At 74.9% G+C, this 16,335-nt stretch carries 13 protein-coding genes; 12 read left to right on the forward strand and 1 reads right to left on the reverse strand.

The window, feature by feature from the left end; translation table 11 throughout:
• Positions 1 to 98 precede the first annotated feature (98 nt).
• From BD833_RS05770 to BD833_RS05820, 11 genes are all read left to right on the forward strand, one after another.
• Positions 99 to 761, forward strand: a complete 663-nt coding sequence (locus tag BD833_RS05770) for a TetR/AcrR family transcriptional regulator (protein WP_166532176.1) — start codon at positions 99 to 101, stop codon at positions 759 to 761.
• Between the two features lie 73 nt (positions 762 to 834).
• Positions 835 to 1,704: a patatin-like phospholipase family protein gene (locus tag BD833_RS05775; protein WP_166532177.1), complete on the forward strand. Its 870-nt coding sequence runs from the start codon at positions 835 to 837 to the stop codon at positions 1,702 to 1,704.
• Position 1,705: 1 nt separating this feature from the next.
• Entirely contained in the window at positions 1,706 to 2,752 is a 1,047-nt protein-coding gene (locus BD833_RS05780; protein ID WP_166532178.1) for a lysophospholipid acyltransferase family protein, read from the forward strand.
• A gap of 147 nt (positions 2,753 to 2,899) precedes the next feature.
• On the forward strand, positions 2,900 to 5,710 hold the full coding sequence (locus BD833_RS05785; protein ID WP_166532179.1) for a methyl-accepting chemotaxis protein: 2,811 nt from the start codon (positions 2,900 to 2,902) through the stop codon (positions 5,708 to 5,710).
• Positions 5,707 to 7,251, forward strand: a complete 1,545-nt coding sequence (locus BD833_RS05790; RefSeq protein WP_243737471.1) for a chemotaxis protein CheW — start codon at positions 5,707 to 5,709, stop codon at positions 7,249 to 7,251. Before BD833_RS05785 ends, BD833_RS05790 begins: the two co-directional genes overlap by 4 nt.
• Complete coding sequence (locus BD833_RS05795; protein ID WP_208092369.1) at positions 7,248 to 8,828, forward strand: phospholipase D-like domain-containing protein; 1,581 nt, start codon at positions 7,248 to 7,250, stop codon at positions 8,826 to 8,828. The genes BD833_RS05790 and BD833_RS05795 overlap by 4 nt, the downstream gene beginning before the upstream one ends.
• A gap of 154 nt (positions 8,829 to 8,982) precedes the next feature.
• Entirely contained in the window at positions 8,983 to 10,140 is a 1,158-nt protein-coding gene (locus BD833_RS22880) for a serine hydrolase domain-containing protein (RefSeq protein ID WP_166532180.1), read from the forward strand.
• The gene (locus BD833_RS05805; protein WP_166532181.1) at positions 10,137 to 10,793 is read left to right on the forward strand and encodes a GyrI-like domain-containing protein; all 657 of its coding nucleotides are present in this window, start codon (positions 10,137 to 10,139) and stop codon (positions 10,791 to 10,793) included. The genes BD833_RS22880 and BD833_RS05805 overlap by 4 nt, the downstream gene beginning before the upstream one ends.
• A 52-nt stretch (positions 10,794 to 10,845) precedes the next feature.
• Positions 10,846 to 11,814 (forward strand): MsnO8 family LLM class oxidoreductase, encoded by a 969-nt coding sequence (locus BD833_RS05810; protein WP_166532182.1) that lies wholly within the window; start codon positions 10,846 to 10,848, stop codon positions 11,812 to 11,814.
• A 187-nt stretch (positions 11,815 to 12,001) separates the two neighbouring features.
• Complete coding sequence (locus tag BD833_RS05815; RefSeq protein WP_166532183.1) at positions 12,002 to 13,105, forward strand: NAD(P)-dependent alcohol dehydrogenase; 1,104 nt, start codon at positions 12,002 to 12,004, stop codon at positions 13,103 to 13,105.
• Positions 13,106 to 13,232: 127 nt separating this feature from the next.
• A complete protein-coding gene (locus BD833_RS05820; RefSeq protein ID WP_166532184.1) occupies positions 13,233 to 14,558 on the forward strand; it encodes an alpha-amylase family glycosyl hydrolase in 1,326 nt (441 codons plus the stop codon).
• A 15-nt stretch (positions 14,559 to 14,573) separates the two neighbouring features.
• On the opposite strand, the gene BD833_RS05825 is transcribed toward BD833_RS05820, so the two are convergent.
• Positions 14,574 to 15,041 carry a hypothetical protein gene (locus BD833_RS05825; protein WP_166532185.1) on the reverse strand — a complete coding sequence of 156 codons (468 nt, stop codon included), beginning with the start codon at positions 15,039 to 15,041 and terminating at the stop codon, positions 14,574 to 14,576.
• Positions 15,042 to 15,145: 104 nt separating this feature from the next.
• On the opposite strand from BD833_RS05825, the gene BD833_RS05830 reads away from it, so the two are divergent.
• Positions 15,146 to 16,312 carry an MFS transporter gene (locus BD833_RS05830; protein WP_166532186.1) on the forward strand — a complete coding sequence of 389 codons (1,167 nt, stop codon included), beginning with the start codon at positions 15,146 to 15,148 and terminating at the stop codon, positions 16,310 to 16,312.
• Positions 16,313 to 16,335 lie beyond the last annotated feature (23 nt).

Raw genomic sequence — 16,335 nt, forward strand, 5'->3', positions numbered from 1 at the left:
CGCCGAGGGCGCAGGCCGCGCCGGTCTCACCGCAGCGCGAGGGGGTGCTGCCTGCGAAACTGTGCCGCCGGTCGCGACGATGGGGAGACGGTCTCGGTATGGCCAGACGACAGGCCCGCTTCACGCCGCAGGACCTCGAGGGGGACCCGCGGCTCCAGGACGGGTCCCCGGACCTGTGGGGGGACGAGCTCGGTGAGGTGCCGCGCGGGCTGCTGACCTCCGCGGTCCGCTGCTTCGCCTCGAACGGCTACCACGCGACCACCACTCGGGACATCACCCAGGGCGTGGGCCTGAGTGCGGCGGCTCTCTACGTGCACTTCCCGTCGAAGGAGCTGGTCCTCTTCGAGATCGTGCGGGCGAGCCACGAGGACGCCCTGGCCTACGTCCGCGACCCCCGGATCGACCAGGCCGGGGACGCGTCGGAGCGACTGCGCGCGATCGTCTCCCGGTACACGGCCTGGCACGCCCGCCACCACGTCGCCGCGCGGGTGGCCCAGTACGAGCTCAGCGGGCTGTCGGCGGAGCACTACGCGGAGATCCTGGAGCTGCGCCACGCGACCAACGACATCTTCCGGGACGCGGTCGCCCGGGGCGTCGAGGAGGGCGTCTTCGCGTCGGTGGACGTGAACCGGGTCGTGCGCGCGATGCTCTCGATGAGCATCGACCTGATCCGCTGGTACCGCCTCGACGGCTCGGACTCCCCGGAGCAGCTCGGCGACTTCTACGCCGGCCTCGCGCTGCGCATGCTCTCCGCCGGCTAGCTGCCCGGCTCCCGCGGCTGAGCCGACCACCCCGTCGGCCGACGGCGGCAGCCGGCCACGGCAGGATGCCCCCATGGCGGAGACCCCGGTGCCGGCTGGGCGCGGCAGCACGGCGTTCGTCCTGGGCGGCGGGGGAGTGCTCGGCGCGGCCGAGGTGGGGATGCTCCAGGCGCTGCTCGAGCGCGGCATCCGCCCCGACCTGGTCGTCGGGACGTCGGTGGGCGCCATCAACGGCGCCGTCGTCGCCGCCGATCCCACGCCGGACGCGGTGGACCGGCTGCGCGTGGTCTGGGGGGACCTCGCCTCGCAGCGGGTGTTCGCGGGGTCCGTGCTGCGGCGGATGAGCACGCTGGTGCGCACCCGCACCCACCTGCACGCGCGGGAGCCGCTGCGCGAGCTGCTGCTGGCCCACCTGCCGGTCCGGACTTTCGCCGAGCTGGCCGTGCCCTTCCAGTGCGTGGCGGCCAGCATCGAGCGGGCCGCCGAGCGGTGGTTCAGCGACGGCGCGCTGGTCGATGCGGTGCTCGCCTCCTGCGCCGTCCCCGGTCTGCTGCCGCCGGTGGAGCTCGCCGGCGAGCACTACGTCGACGGCGGGCTGGTGCACAGCATCCCGGTCGGCCGGGCGGTCGCGCTGGGTGCCGGGACGATCTACGTGCTGCACGTCGGGCGGATCGACCGCCCGCTGCGGCCACCGGCGCAGCCGTGGGAGGTCGCCCTGGTCGCCTTCGAGATCGCCCGCCGGCACCGGTTCGCCGCCGACCTCGCGGCGCTGCCCGCCGACGTGACGGTGCACGTGCTACCCGCCGGGGACGCGGAGCCGCCGGGCACGGGCAACCTCCGCTACCGCGACTTCTCCGGGGCCCCCGAGAGGATCGAGCGGGCGTACGTCGCGGCCCGCCGCCACCTGGACGGGATCGCCGCCCCGGGAAGCACGGGCGCCTGACGTGCTGCCCCCGCGCCGGGTCCGCCGGCTGACCGGTCCGCTCCTCCTCGGTGTCCTGCTGGGCTCGGTGGTGCTGCTGCCCGCCCTGGTGCTGGTCGCGGCGGTCGCCTCGGCGTTCCTGCCCGGTCGCTGGCGGGCCCTCCGGCTGCTCTGCTTCGCCCTCGTCTACCTGGCCCTGGAGGTGGCCGGGCAGGTCGCGGCGGCGGTGCTCTGGGTGCTCGGCGGCTTCGGCCGCCGAGCGGACGGCCCGACGTCCCGGGCGGCCCACTACACCGTGCTGCGCCTACTGCTCGACGTGCTCATGCGGGTGGCGCAGCGGCTGTTCGCCCTGCGGCTGGTCACCGACGGGGCGTCCTGGTCGCCGCTGGACGACGGGCTGCCCGGCTCGACCAACGCCATGGTGGTGCTCTCCCGGCACGCCGGCCCGGGGGACTCGCTCCTCCTCGTGCACACGCTGATGAGCCGGGACCACCTGCGCCGGCCGCGGATCGTGCTCAAGGACGTCCTGCAGCTGGACCCGCTGATCGACGTCTACCTCAACCGGCTGCCCAACCACTTCGTGGCGGCGGGCCCCGGGGCGGGGCGCAGCTCCGTCGCCGCGATCACCGACCTCGCCTCCGACCTGGGCGAGGAGGACGCGCTGCTGATCTTCCCGGAGGGCGCGAACTTCACCGCACGGCGCCGGGTCCGGGCCATCCAGCGGCTCCGCGAGCGCGGTCTGCTCGGGGCGATGCGCCGGGCGCAGGCGATGCGGCACGTGCTGCCGCCCCGTCCCGCGGGCGTCACGGCCGCGCTCCGCGCGGCACCGCACGCCGACGTCGTCTTCGTCGCGCACACCGGGCTGGAGCACCTGAGCACGGTGCGCGACGTCTGGCGGGCCCTGCCGATGGACAAGACCCTGCACCTGCGCTGGTGGTTCGTCCCGGCCGCCGAGGTGCCGCGCGGGGAGGCCGAGCAGACCGACTGGCTCTACGGCTGGTGGGCGACCATCGACGACTGGATCGAGGCGACGCGCGCCGGGGACCCGGCGCGCCCCGGGAGCCCCTGACCCCACCCGGCCCGGGACGCCTGTGGCGGGTGGGACGAGCGGACGGCCGGGACCGGTTCCGGTGGACTTCACGGCTCCGCGGACGAAACAGGAGACGGGGTCGGCGTGGCCCCGTTCGGTCGGACCCGACCTATCGAGGAGTGCTGCATGGCGCCGAGCTCGTCCGCCCCGTCTACCCAGGAGCTGTCAGAGCTGCGCGGCATCGTCGACGTCGTCCGCAGGGCCATGGCGGTGATCGAGTTCTCCCCGGACGGCACCGTGCTGACCGCCAGCCCGTCGTTCCTGGGCGCCATGGGCTACACGCTCGAGGAGGTGCGCGGCCAGCACCACCGCATGTTCTGCGAGCCCGCGCTGGTCGCCGACGACGAGTACGCCGACTTCTGGCGACGCGTCGGCGGCGGGCAGTTCGAGAGCGGCGTCTACAAGCGGCTGGCCAAGGGGGGCCGGGAGGTGTGGCTGCGGGCCACCTACATCCCGATCACCGATGCGGCGGGCAGCACGGTGAAGGTGCTCGCCCTGGGCACCGACATCACCGAGGTCAAGCTCGCCGCCCTCGAGCGGGAGAGCCAGGCGGTGGCGATCGACCGCTCGCAGGCGGTGATCGAGTTCGCGCTCGACGGCACCGTCCTCACCGCCAACCAGAACTTCCTGGACGCCATGGGCTACCGGCTGGCCGAGGTCCGCGGCAAGCACCACCGGATGTTCTGCGAGCCGGCGCTGGTCGCCGGCGCCGAGTACGCCGAGTTCTGGCAGCGCCTGGCCGGCGGCCAGTTCGAGGGTGGGGTGTACAAGCGCCTGGCCAAGGGCGGCCGGGAGGTGTGGCTGCAGGCCACCTACAACCCGATCCTCGACGAGGACGGCGCCCCGCTCACGATCGTGAAGTTCGCCCAGGACATCACCGTCGCCAAGCTCGCCGACGCCGAGTCCCGGGGCAAGGTCGCGGCGATCGACCGGGCGCAGGCGGTGATCGAGTTCCGCCTCGACGGCACCGTGCTGACCGCGAACAAGAACTTCTGCGAGACCACCGGCTACGCCCTGCACGAGATCCAGGGCAAGCACCACCGGATCTTCTGCGAGCCGGTGCTGGCGGCCAGCGACGAGTACGCGGAGTTCTGGGCCCGGCTGGGCGCCGGGGGGTACGAGGCGGGGGAGTTCAAGCGGCTCACCAAGGACGGGCGGGACATCTGGCTGCAGGCGACCTACAACCCGATCCTGGACGACGCCGGCAAGCCGATGAAGATCGTGAAGTTCGCCAGCGACGTCACCGACGTCAAGTTCGCCGGTGCCGAGGCGCGCGGCAAGGTCGCCGCCATCGACCGGGCGCAGGCGGTCATCGAGTTCGACCTCGCCGGCCGGGTGCTCACCGCGAACCAGAACTTCAGCGACACGATGGGCTACGCGGTGGCCGAGATCCGCGGCAAGCACCACCGCATGTTCTGCGACCCTGGCCACGCCACGTCGGAGGAGTACGCGGACTTCTGGCGGCGCCTGGGCCAGGGGCAGTACGAGACGGGCGAGTTCAAGCGCCGCGACAAGGACGGGCGCGAGGTGTGGCTGCAGGCGACCTACAACCCCATCCTCGACGACTCCGGTCGGGTCGTGAAGATCGTGAAGTTCGCGACCGACATCACCGAGGCCAAGCGCCAGTACAGCGAGTTCACCGGCAAGGTGGCGGCGATGGAGCGGGCGCAAGCCGTCGTCGAGTTCCAGCTCGACGGCACGGTGCTCACCGCGAATCCCAACTTCCTGGACGTCATGGGGTACTCGCTCGCCGAGGTGAAGGGCAAGCACCACCGGATCTTCTGCGATCCCGCCCACGCAGACAGCGTCGAGTACCGGCAGTTCTGGGAGAAGCTCGCCGCCGGCGAGTTCTCCAGCGGTGAGTACCGCCGGGTCGGGAAGGGCGGCCGGGAGATCTGGATCCAGGCCACCTACAACCCGATCCTCGACGCGGACGGCAAGCCGTTCAAGGTGGTCAAGTTCGCCGTCGACATCACCGCGGGCAAGCTGCGCGCGGCCGAGGTCGAAGCGCGGATCACCGCCGTCGACCGGGCGCAGGCGGTCATCGAGTTCGACCTCGACGGCAACGTCCTGTCGGCCAACGAGAACTTCCTCCGGACCATGGGCTACTCGATGCGGGAGATCCTGGGCCACCACCACAGCGAGTTCTGCGACGACGACTACGTCCGCTCCACCGAGTACCGCGACTTCTGGATCCGGCTCGGGAAGGGCGAGGTCCTCGCCGGGCGCTTCCACCGCAAGGGCAAGTACGGCCGCGACGTGCACATCCAGGCCACCTACAACCCGGTCCTCGACCTGTCCGGGCGGCCGTTCAAGGTGGTCAAGTTCGCCTACGACGTGACCGCCGAGGTGCTGCGGGAGGAGCGGATCGCCCGCGCCACCCGTGCGATGACCGCGTCGGTGGGCGACCTCGCCACCTCCATCGAGGAGATCGCCAGCAGCTCGCAGACCGCGACCGGGCTGGCCGGCGAGACGCAGGAGAACGCACAGCAGGGCGTGGAGGCGCTGCGGGCGTCGCTCGAGGCCATCGGCCTGATCCAGAAGTCCTCCAACTCCATCACCGAGATCGTCCGCGTGATGGGGGAGATCGCCAACCAGACCAACCTGCTGGCGTTCAACGCCTCGATCGAGGCCGCCCGCGCCGGGGAGCACGGGGTGGGCTTCTCGATCGTCGCCGGTGAGGTCCGCAAGCTCGCCGAGCGGTCGTTCGAGGCATCCCAGCAGATCGGCCGGCTGATCGAGGAGTCCGCCGACCGGGTGGCCCAGGGCTCGCAGGTGTCCCGCCGCGCCGAGGCCGCCTTCGAGCGGATCGTCGACAGCGTCACCCGCACCAACGACACCATCCGGAGCATCTCGGCCACGACCCAGCAGCAGCAGGCCGCGTCCCGCCAGGTCGACGAGCTCATCGCCGAGCTCACGTCGGCCGACGTGGCGTGACGCCGCCGGACGGGCCGTCCTCCGGCGAGGTCGTGTACGGCCTCCTCCGGATGGCGGACATGGACGTCGCCCTGCCGCTGTCGGCGCTGCGCGAGGTCGTCCCGTGCCCCCTGGAGCTCTCCGGGCTGCCGGCCGCGGCCCCGGGACTGCTGGGGGCGCTGGAGCTGCGCAGGCTGGTGCTGCCGGTCCTGGACCTGGCGGCGGTGCTGGGCCGGCCGGCTCCGCGGCGACCCGAGCAGGTCGTCGTCGTCGCCTCCTCCGGCGGGCAGGTGCTCGGGTTGCTCGCCGACGAGGTGCGCGGCATCTGCCAGGTCCCCGGGGAGGCGCTGGTCGCCGCCCGGACCGAAACCGGCGGCCTGCTCTTCTCCGCCACCTTCCGCCACCCCGGGACGGGGCAGGCGTACAGCGTCCTGGACGCGGCGGCGATCCTCGGACTCCCGGGGGTCCCCACGGTGACCGACGTGACCCGGGACCCGACCTCGGTCGGCGGTGCCGGGAACGGCGTGCGCCGCCGGACCCTGACGGTGCTGCGCTGCGGGCCTTACCGCTTCGCCGTCGACGCCGCGCACGTGCACACCACGCTGCCCACGCCGGACCTGCGGCCCTCGGTGCTGACCGGCCGGCTGTGCCGCGGGGTGGTCGACTTCTCCGACCGGGAGGTGCCGGTCGTGGACCCGCTGGCCCTCCTGGGACTCGGCGAGCTCGCCCCGCAGGAGATGGGCGCCGGGCTCGTGCTCGACCTGGGGCCGGGCTACGTGGCCCTCGCGCTGAGCGAGCTCCTCGAGCTCGTCGACGTACCGGACGACGACGTGCTGCCCACACCGCCGTTCGCGACGCCGCGGCCGGACGTCCTCGCCGGCATGCTGGCCGTCGACGGCCTGGGCGACTGCCTGGTCCTCGACGGGCCCGCGCTGCTGGCGGATCCCGATCTCACCGGCTTCGCCTCGGTGAACACCGCGCTGACCAGCGGCCCCGTCCAGCAGGACGACGTGCCCTCGGTGGCGGCGGCCGTGGCCGGCGGGGCGCCCTCCTACCTGGTCTTCTCCATCGGCGTGGACCTCGTGGCACCCCTGGACCAGGTCGCGGAGATCCTGCCGTTCCCGGGGGCCCTGACCGCCACCGCCGTGGAGGGCGTGCTCGGCCTGGTCACGCACCGCCGGGCTGCCGTCCCGGTGCTGTGCCTGGCCACGCTGCTCGGCCGCACCGAGCGCCCGGTGGGCGCCGCCACCTGCCTGCTGCTGGTCGACGTGGCCGGCTGCCCGGTCGCGTTCGCCGTCGATGCGCTCCGCACCATCGCGCCCCTGACCTGGACCGACCCGGAGCAGGTCGTCCGCGGGCCGGCCGCCGAGCGCGGCGCGAGCCTGCGGTCGGCCCCGCTGGTCCGGGTGGGCGAGGATCCCCGGCTGCTCCCGGAACTGGACCTGCGCGCCGTCGCGCGGCGGCTCCAGGGCCGGCCGGCTCCGTCGCCGACCCCGGCTCCGGGTCCCCGCGGGGCGCCGCCTTGGTCCCCGGCCGCGTCGGCGGGCAGACTGCCGGTGTGACGGCAGGTGGGGAGGCGACGACCGAGCCCGCGACCGATCCGGGCCTGCCGGTGGTCGTACCCGGCGGTGCGGCGGACGAGGGCGGGCCGGAGCAGGGGGCGCCGCTGCTCATCCCGGGCGAGACCTGCTGGCGGATCGAGCGGGCCGACCGCTTCGCCGTCTTCGTCGACGCGGCCGGCTACTTCGCCACCCTGAAGCGGGCCGTGGCCGGCGCGCAGCGCCGGGTGCTGTTCATCGGGTGGGACTTCGATCCGCGGATCCGCCTCGACCCGCTCGCCGGCGGGCGGCCGGACGACGACCGCCTGGGCGCGGTGCTGGAGGAGGCCGTGGCCCGCAACCCGCGGCTGGAGATCCGGGTCCTCCAGTGGGACCTGGGCATGCTGCGGGCCCTGGGCCGGGGCCTGCAGCCGATCGTGCTGCTCGACCGGCGCACGCCCGACCGGCTCACGTTCGCCGTCGACACCCACCACCCGGTCGGTGGCGCGCACCACCAGAAGATCGTGGTCGTCGACGACTGCCTGGCCTTCGCCGGTGGCATCGACGTCACCGCCGACCGCTGGGACACCTCCGACCACGCCGACGACAACCCGCACCGGCGCCGTCCGGCCGCCGGCCGCGCCGAGGGCCGGGCGACCGGGCCGTGGCACGACGCGACCAGCATGATGACCGGCCCGGCGGCCCGTGCGGTCGCCGAGCTCGCCCGCGACCGGTGGGAGAGCGGCACGGGGGACCGGCTCGAGCCGATCGCCGAGGCGCGGGACTGCTGGCCCGCGGACGTCGAGCCGCTGCTCACCGACGTCGACGTCGCCATCGCGCGCACCCGGCCGGAGCACGGCGAGGCTGCGCTGGTCCACGAGATTGAGCTGCTGTGGCTCGCCACGATCGCCGCGGCCCGCCGGTCGCTGTACGTGGAGAGCCAGTACTTCGCCTCGCACCGGATCGCCGAGGCGATCGCCTCGCGGCTGCGGGAGCCGGACGGCCCGGACGTCGTCGTGGTCAACCCCGAGACCGCCGACGGCTGGCTGTCGGAGAAGGCGATGGGCACCGCGCGCGCCCGGGTGCTCGAGCTGGTCCGGGAGGCCGACGTGCACGACCGGTTCCGGCTCTACACGCCGGTGACCGCACGGCGCGAGCCGATCTACGTGCACGCCAAGGTGACCGTGGTCGACGACCGCCTGCTGCGCCTGGGGTCGAGCAACCTGAACAACCGCTCGATGGGCCTGGACACCGAGTGCGACCTGGCGATCGAGGCGGTCGAGGGGCGCCCCGGCGCCGACGACCTGTCCGCCACCATCGTCGGCTTCCGCGACGGGCTGCTCGCCGAGCACCTGGGCTGCACGCCGGCCGAGGTCACCGCCGCGGTGGCCGAGACCGGCTCCCTGGTGCGGGGCATCGAGCGGCTGCGCCGGCCGACCGGCCGCTCGCTGGTCCCGTTCGAGCCTCCCCGGCTCGGCCCGGCCGACCGGGCGCTCGCCGAGTCCGAGGTGATGGACCCGGAGAAGACGCCGAACCGGTGGCGCCGGGTCGAGCGCTTCTTCGCCCGCCGCCGGCGGCCGGGCAGCCGCGTCCGCGCCTGACGCCTCGCCGTCCACGGTGGGCGGGAGCGGGGCGGCCGTGCGCCGGCGCCTTGTCGTGGCGGGCGATCACCGGAAGGGTGTCCGACGCCGCCGTGACGCCGGTCACGGCGCCGGCCGAGGTGAGCCCGGCCGCCGTCCGATCCCGGGAGCTGGCATGGACCCCAGAGCCGTCGACGCCGTCCTGACCGAAGCCGTGGCACGCGGAGCGGTGCCCAACGCCGTGGTCGTCGCTGCCGACCGCGACGGACCGGTCCTGGAGAGCGCCGCCGGACCGCGGGTCGCCGGGACGGACGAGCCGGTCACCGCCGGCACCCACTTCCGGATCATGTCGATGACGAAGATGGTCGCGACGGTGGTGGCGCTGCAGCAGGTGGAGCGGGGCGCGCTCGACCTCGACGCCCCGGTGGCGGAGTACTGCCCCGAGTGGGCCCAGCTGCAGGTGCTCGACGGTTTCGACGGGGACGTGCCGCGCCTGCGGCCGCCCGCCGCGACGGCGACGGTGCGCCACCTGCTCACCCACACGAGCGGGCTGGGGTACTGGTTCTTCAACGCCGACCTGCTGCGCTGGGAGACGGTGACCGGCACCCCCAACGTGCTCTCGGGGTCGAACGTCGTCTTCGGGGCGCCGCTGCTCGCCGACCCCGGCACCCGGCTCGAGTACGGCATCAACACCGACTGGCTGGGCAAGGTGGTCGAGGCGGCCGGCGGCCTGGCCCTCGACGTCGCGGTGAAGGAGGGCGTCACCGGGCCGCTGGGCATGGACGACACCTCTTTCTCGCCCGGCGCCGAGCAGCGGGCGAACTGCGTGCCGGTGCACATGCGCGGCCCGGACGGCGCCTGGCAGCCCAGCGAGCTGGACCTGCACCCCGAGCCCGAGTACTTCGCCGGTGGCCACGGGCTGTACTCGACGCCGCGGGACTACCTGCGCTTCCAGCGCGCGCTGCTCGGGAACGGCGCGGTGGACGGCGTCCGGATCCTGAAGGCCGAGACCGTCGACGCGGCGTTTCGCAACCAGATCGGCGACCTCGACTTCCCGGCCACCATCGCCAGCGCGGACCCCGGCTCGACGGCCGACTTCAGTGCCGGCCCGGGCCACAAGTGGGGCTACGGGCTGCTGCTCAACACCGCGGACCTCCCCGGGCGCCGGCGCGCGGGCAGCGGCGCGTGGGCGGGGCTGTGCAACACCCACTTCTGGGTCGACCGGACGACCGGCATCACCGCGGCGGTCTACACCCAGACCCTGCCGTTCGTCGCCCCCGACGTGCACCAGGTCTACCTCGACGTGGAGACCGCGATCTACGGCGCGCTGTGACCGCGGCCGCGGGCACCCGCCCGGAGGGCCCGGCGGGCACCTACGACGTGAAGAAGGCGCACCGGCGCCTCTACGCGCCGAAGCCGGGCGGCTTCGAGGTGGTCGACGTGCCCGAGCTGGCGTTCCTCGCGGTCGACGGCGCGGGCGATCCGAACACCTCCGCCGACTACCGCGCGGCGGTGGAGGCGCTGTACACGGCGTCCTACGCGATCCGGGCCGCGGCGAAGGCGACGCTGGGCCGGGTGCACACGGTGGCGCCGCTGGAAGGACTCTGGTCGGCGGCGGACCTGTCGGTCTTCCGCACCCGGGACAAGGGTGCCTGGCAGTGGACCATGATGATCGCCCAGCCCGACTGGATCGAGCCCGGGCTGGTCGACGGTGCCCTGGCCGGCGTCCGGGGGAAGAAGCAGCTGCCCGCGCTCGAGCTGCTCCGCTTCGAGCGCGTCACCGAGGGCACCAGCGTGCAGACCCTGCACCTCGGACCGTACGACGACGAGGGGCCGGTGCTCGCCCGGCTGCACGAGGAGTTCCTGCCCGCCCACGGCCTCGCCATGACCGGCCGCCACCACGAGATCTACCTCTCCGACCCCCGCCGGACCGAGCCGGCCAGGCTGCGCACCGTCCTGCGCCAGCCCGTGACGGCGGCCCGCTGAGCGGTCGGCCCGGTCCCGGAAGGCGACCGGGGTGTTCCCGGTTGGCCCCCGTGTGAGGCTCTCGCTGCTCGACCGCTCCCGCACCCGTGCCGGCTCCCCCGAGGGGACGGCGCTGCGGCACACGGTGGAGCGCGCGGTCGCGGCGGAGCGGTCCGGGTACGCCCGGTTCTGGGTGGCCGAGCACCACGCCGTACCCGGCATCGCCTCGGGCGCGCCGGCCGTGCTGCTCGCGGCGGTGGGGGAGCGCACCACGACGATCCGGCTCGGTTCGGGCGGGGTGATGCTGCCCCAGCACCAGCCGCTGGTCGTGGCGGAGCAGTTCCTGATGCTCGCCGGGCTGCACCCCGGGCGGATCGACCTGGGGCTGGGCCGGTCCCTGGGCTTCACCGCGCCCGTCCGCCGCGCGCTGCGCCGCTCCGGGGACGAGCCGGACACCTTCGCCGACGACATCGCCGAGCTCCGCGGCTACCTCGAGCGCACCGCGCCGGTGACCGCCCGCCCGGTCACCGAGGCGCCCGTGCCCGTCTTCGTGCTGGCCACCGGGCGGGGCGTGGAGGTCGCCGCCCGGCTCGGCCTCCCCGTGGTGCTGGGCGGACCGGTGCTGCAGGGGGCGGAGCTGGGGACGCTGCTCGCGGGCTACCGCCGTGACTTCCGCCCGCACGGGGACAGCCGCCCGCACGTCACGGTCTCCCTCGACGCCCTCGTCGCCGACACCGACGCCGCGGCCCGCGAGCTCGCGCTGCCCGAGGTGTGGGCGATGGTGCGCTCCCGGCGCACCGGGAGCTTCGGGCCGCTGGAGCCGGTGGCGGGGATCCGGGACCGCCGCTGGGACGACCTGGACGCCGACCGGGTGGCGCGCGGGCTCGACGCCGTGGTCGCCGGCAGCCCGGCCACGGTCCGCCGCCGCCTCGAGCAGCTCGCCGAGCGGACGGCCGCCGACGAGCTGCTCGCCAGCGGCGCGACCTACGACCGCACGGCGCTGGCCGACTCCGACGCCCGGCTCGCGGAGCTGCTGGCCTGAGCGCGGGCGGTGCGGGGCTCGCGCCCCGGGGAGGTCAGCCGGACCGCGGTCTCCTCCCCGGCGTCCGGGTTGCCGGGCCGGGATCGACGGCGGGTCGCGGCCGGGAGCCCGGGGCGAAATGCTCAGGTGGTCGCCGGAGGGCGGCACCGCGCCCGGGGCCCGTCCCGGACCACCGAGGGGGAGACGCATGAGGATCACCGCCGCCGTCGTCGAGGAGCTGCAGGGGCCGTTCGTCGTCCGGGAGGTGGACCTCGACGACCCCGGCCCCGGGGACGTCCTGGTCAAGGTGGCCGCCACCGGCTTCTGCCACACCGACGGCATCGCCCGCGACGGCGACCTGCCCTTCCCGCTGCCCGGGGTCCTCGGGCACGAGGGGGCCGGGACGGTCGTGGCGGTCGGCGAGGGCGTCACCGGCGTCCGCGAGGGGCAGGACGTCGTCCTCGGCTGGCCGTGGTGCGGCGGCTGCCGCAACTGCCTGGCCGGCGAGCCCCGCTATTGCCTGCGCATGGGGGAGCTGGTCGGCGGCGGGCACCGCCTGGACGGGCCCTCGGCGCTGCGCGGGACCGACGGCTCCCCGATGGCCAGCCACTTCTTCGGGCAGTCCTCGTTCGGCACCTACGCCATGACCACCGCCTCCTCGCTGGTCCCCGTCCCGGCGGGGCTGCCGGTCGAGCTGATGGGCCCGCTGGCGTGCGGGCTGGCCACCGGGGCCGGTGCGGTGTTCAACACCCTGCGCCCCGAGCCGGGCAGCTCGGTCGTGGTCTACGGGGCCGGCACGGTGGGCCTCGCGGCGGTGATGGCGGCCCGGAACTCGGCGGCCACCACGATCATCGCGGTCGACCGGCACGCCGGCCGGCTGCGGCTGGCCGAGGGCCTCGGGGCCACGCACACCGTCGACGCCACCGACACCGACCCGGTGCAGGCGGTGACCGAGATCTGCGGCGGCCCGGCCGACGCCGCGATGGACTGCACCGGCAACATCGCGGTGATCCGGCAGGCGATCGACTCGGTCGGCATGCTCGGGACCGCGCTGCTGATCGGTGGGGCCCCGGCGGGGGCGGAGTTCAGCGCCGACCACCTGACCACGCTGTGGGGAAAGACGATCCGCGGCACCCTCGGCGGGAGCGGGCACGGCCAGCACCTGATCGCCGCGCTGATGGACCTGCACGCCCAGGGCCGGTTCCCGTTCGACCAGCTGGTGCAGTACTTCCCGCTCGACCGCATCGAGGACGCCGTCGAGGCGTCCTACAGCGGCGCCGTCGTCAAGCCCATCCTGACGATGCCGCACTGAGACACCGCTCCGCGAGACCCGCTCCCGATCCACTCCTGGAGGCCCGACCCCCCATGCTCCGTCCGCCGTTCCGCCCCGGAGCCCGCCCGCACCCCGACCGTCCCGCCGGCGCGACGGGCCCGACCCGATGACGGCGTGGCCGGACACCGTGATGTGGTGGCACGTCTACCCGCTCGGCTTCACCGGCGCCCCGATCCGCCCGGCCGACGCCGGCTCGGGTGCCGGCGCCGCGCACCGGCTCGGCCGGGTGGAGGCGTGGCTCGACCACGTGGTGGAGCTCGGGCTCAACGGCCTGGCGCTGGGGCCGGTGTTCGCCGCGCAGACCCACGGCTACGACACCGTGGACCACTTCCGGGTGGATCCGCGGCTCGGCGACGAGGACGACCTCGGGCGGCTGTTCACCGCCGCCCGGGATCGCGGCATCCGGGTGCTGCTGGACGGGGTGTTCAACCACGTCGGCCGCGGCCACCCGGCCTTCGCGCAGCTGGAGGCCGAGGGCCCTGCGGCGGGGACGGCGGACCTGTTCCGCGTCGACTGGAGCGGGTGGCGGCCCGGGGACCCGGTGCGGGCCGAGGTGTTCGAGGGGCACGAGCAGCTCGTGGCGCTGGACCACGGGTCACCCGCGGTCGCCGACCTCGTGGTCCGCGTGCTGCGGCACTGGCTGGACCGCGGCGCCGACGGCTGGCGCCTCGACGCCGCGTACGCGGTACCCCCGGCCTTCTGGGCGCAGGTCCTGCCGCAGGTGCGCAGCACCCATCCGGACGCGTGGTTCACCGGCGAGGTGATCCACGGCGACGCGCCCGCGATCGTGCGCGCCTCCACGATGGACTCGCTCACCCAGTACGAGCTGTGGCAGGGCGTCTGGCACGGCATCGCGGAGCGGAACTTCTTCGAGCTGGCGCACGCGCTGGAGCGGCACAACGGCCTGCTGGCGACGTTCGTGCCGTCCACCTTCCTCGGCAACCACGACGTCACCCGGATCGCCTCGGCCGTCGGCACCGAGCTGCTGCCGCACGCCCTCGCCGTCCTGTTCACCGTCGCCGGAGTGCCCAGCGTCTACGCCGGCGACGAGTACGCCTACACCGCCGTCAAGGAGGAGCGGGCCGGCGGGGACGACGCCGTCCGGCCCGAGTTCCCGCCCCGCCCCCCGGCTCCGGCGGCGGGGGAGGCGACCGCGGCCGAGTTCCTGCGGGTGCACCGCGAGCTGATCGCGCTGCGCCGCCGCAACCCCTGGCTGGTGCGGGCGCACACCGACGTCGTGCAGCTGGCGAACGAGCACGTCGTCCTCCGCTCCGGCACCGCCGGCGCCGCCGTGGTGGTCGCCCTCAACCTCGCCGACGCGCCGGTCACGGTGCCCGCCGCCGACGCCCGCGCGGTGGCGTGCGGCACGGGGCGCCTGGCGTCGGACCGGGTCGAGCTGCCCCCGCGGGGCTGGGCGGTGCTGGAGGGCTGAGGAAACGGCGACCGGTCAGCGGGAGTCCAGTGGTCCCTGGACCAGCCGGAGCACGCCGGCCAGCAGCCCGTACAGCAGCGCCGGGCCGGTGTGCGCCAGCCGCTTGCCGGCGGCCGCCCGGGCCTCCCCGCGGCGGTAGATCTTCCGCTCCGCGGCGAGCATCCCGCCCACCCCGCCGGCGATGACGGCGGTGGGGAGCGCGAGCGCGACGGCCTTCTTCCCGGCCGGCATCGCGCGGAACGCCGTCGTCAGGCCGGGCGTGCCCTCGCCGTCCTGGTCGGCCTCCTGCCCCTCCGGTCGCTGGTTCCACGCCGCGCGCGCCCCCGGCAGCGACGCCGCGAGGGACACCGTGACGACAGCCGCCTTCACCCAGCCGCGGGCCAGGCGCGAGGGCACGACGTCGGGGAGGGCGTAGTAGAGGGCGGTCGCGGCTCCGCTGACGGTTGCTGCGACTGCGGGGGGCAGGGTCGGCCGGGTCGTCATGCTCCCATTCTGACCAGCGGGAGGGGCTCCCGGCACCGGTTTCCGGTTGCCGTCCCGGCGGGGACCGGATCGACGGGTACGGCGGTCTCGTATCGTCCGGCGGCATGCGCCCTGCGCCAGCCGTCGACTCGGTCCGGAGCTGGGGCATGGTGGCCGCCGGGTTCGCGGGCATGTTCGTCTCGTTCGGTATCGCCTACTCGTTCGGTGCGTTCCTCGGGCCGATGGCGGAGGAGTTCGGCTCGGGTCGCGGTGCGACGTCGGCCTTCTTCGCGCTGACCTCGCTCACGTACTTCGGCCTCGGCGCGCTCAGCGGCGTGGCGGTGGACCGCTACGGCCCCCGGCGGGTGCTGCTCGTCGGCGCCGTCGCGCTCGGGACCGGCCTGGCCGCGACGTCCGTGGCCGGGGAGCTGTGGATCGGCCTGCTCACCTACGGCCTGGGCGTGGGCATCGGGGTCGCCTGCGCCTACGTGCCCATGGTGGCCGTCGTCAGCGGGTGGTTCGAGCGGCGGCGCACCCTCGCCGTCGGGGTGACGGTGACCGGCATCGGCCTGGGCACGCTCGCCGTCGCACCGCTGGCGGCAGCGCTGATCGCGTCGATCGGCTGGCGCCAGACCCACCTCGTGCTCGGTCTGGCGGGTGCGGTCGTGCTCGGGGGCTGCGCCCTGGTGGTCCAGCCGCCGCCGGTGCAGACCGGCCCGGCGGCGCTGACGCTGCGCGAGGCCGTGCGCAACCGCGACTACCGGCGGCTGTACCTGGCGTCGGGCCTGCTGTCGGTGGCCCTGTTCGTGCCGTTCGTGCACCTCCCCGGGTACGCGGTGCAGGAGGGCGCGGACCGGGTGGCGGCGGCCGCCCTGGTCGGGGTGATCGGCGCGGCGAGCATCGCGGGCCGGCTGCTGCTGGGCGTGCTGGCCGCGCGGTCCGGCGCGCTGCGCGTCTTCCAGGCGTGCTTCCTGACCATGGGCCTGAGCTTCACGCTCTGGGGCCTGGGGGGCGGGTACGGCGTGCTGCTCGCCTTCGCGGTGGTGCTCGGCGTCGGCTACGGCGGCTTCGTCGCCCTCGGTCCCGCGGTCGTCGCCGAGCGCTTCGGCACCACCCGCCTCGGCGGGCTGCTGGGGGTGCTCTACACGAGCGCCGGCCTCGGCTCGGCCCTGGGCGCACCGCTGGCCGGCGCGGCCGTCGACGCGTCGGGCTCCTACACGCCGGTCATCGCCGGGTGCCTGGCCCTGGGGCTGGCAGGCTTCCTGACCGTGCTCCGCGTCGGCCGCGCCTGAGCCCCGGGTGCCGCGCGGACCCG

This window comes from Blastococcus xanthinilyticus (assembly GCF_008124835.1).
GTDB classification, from domain to species: Bacteria; Actinomycetota; Actinomycetes; order Mycobacteriales; family Geodermatophilaceae; genus Blastococcus; species Blastococcus xanthinilyticus.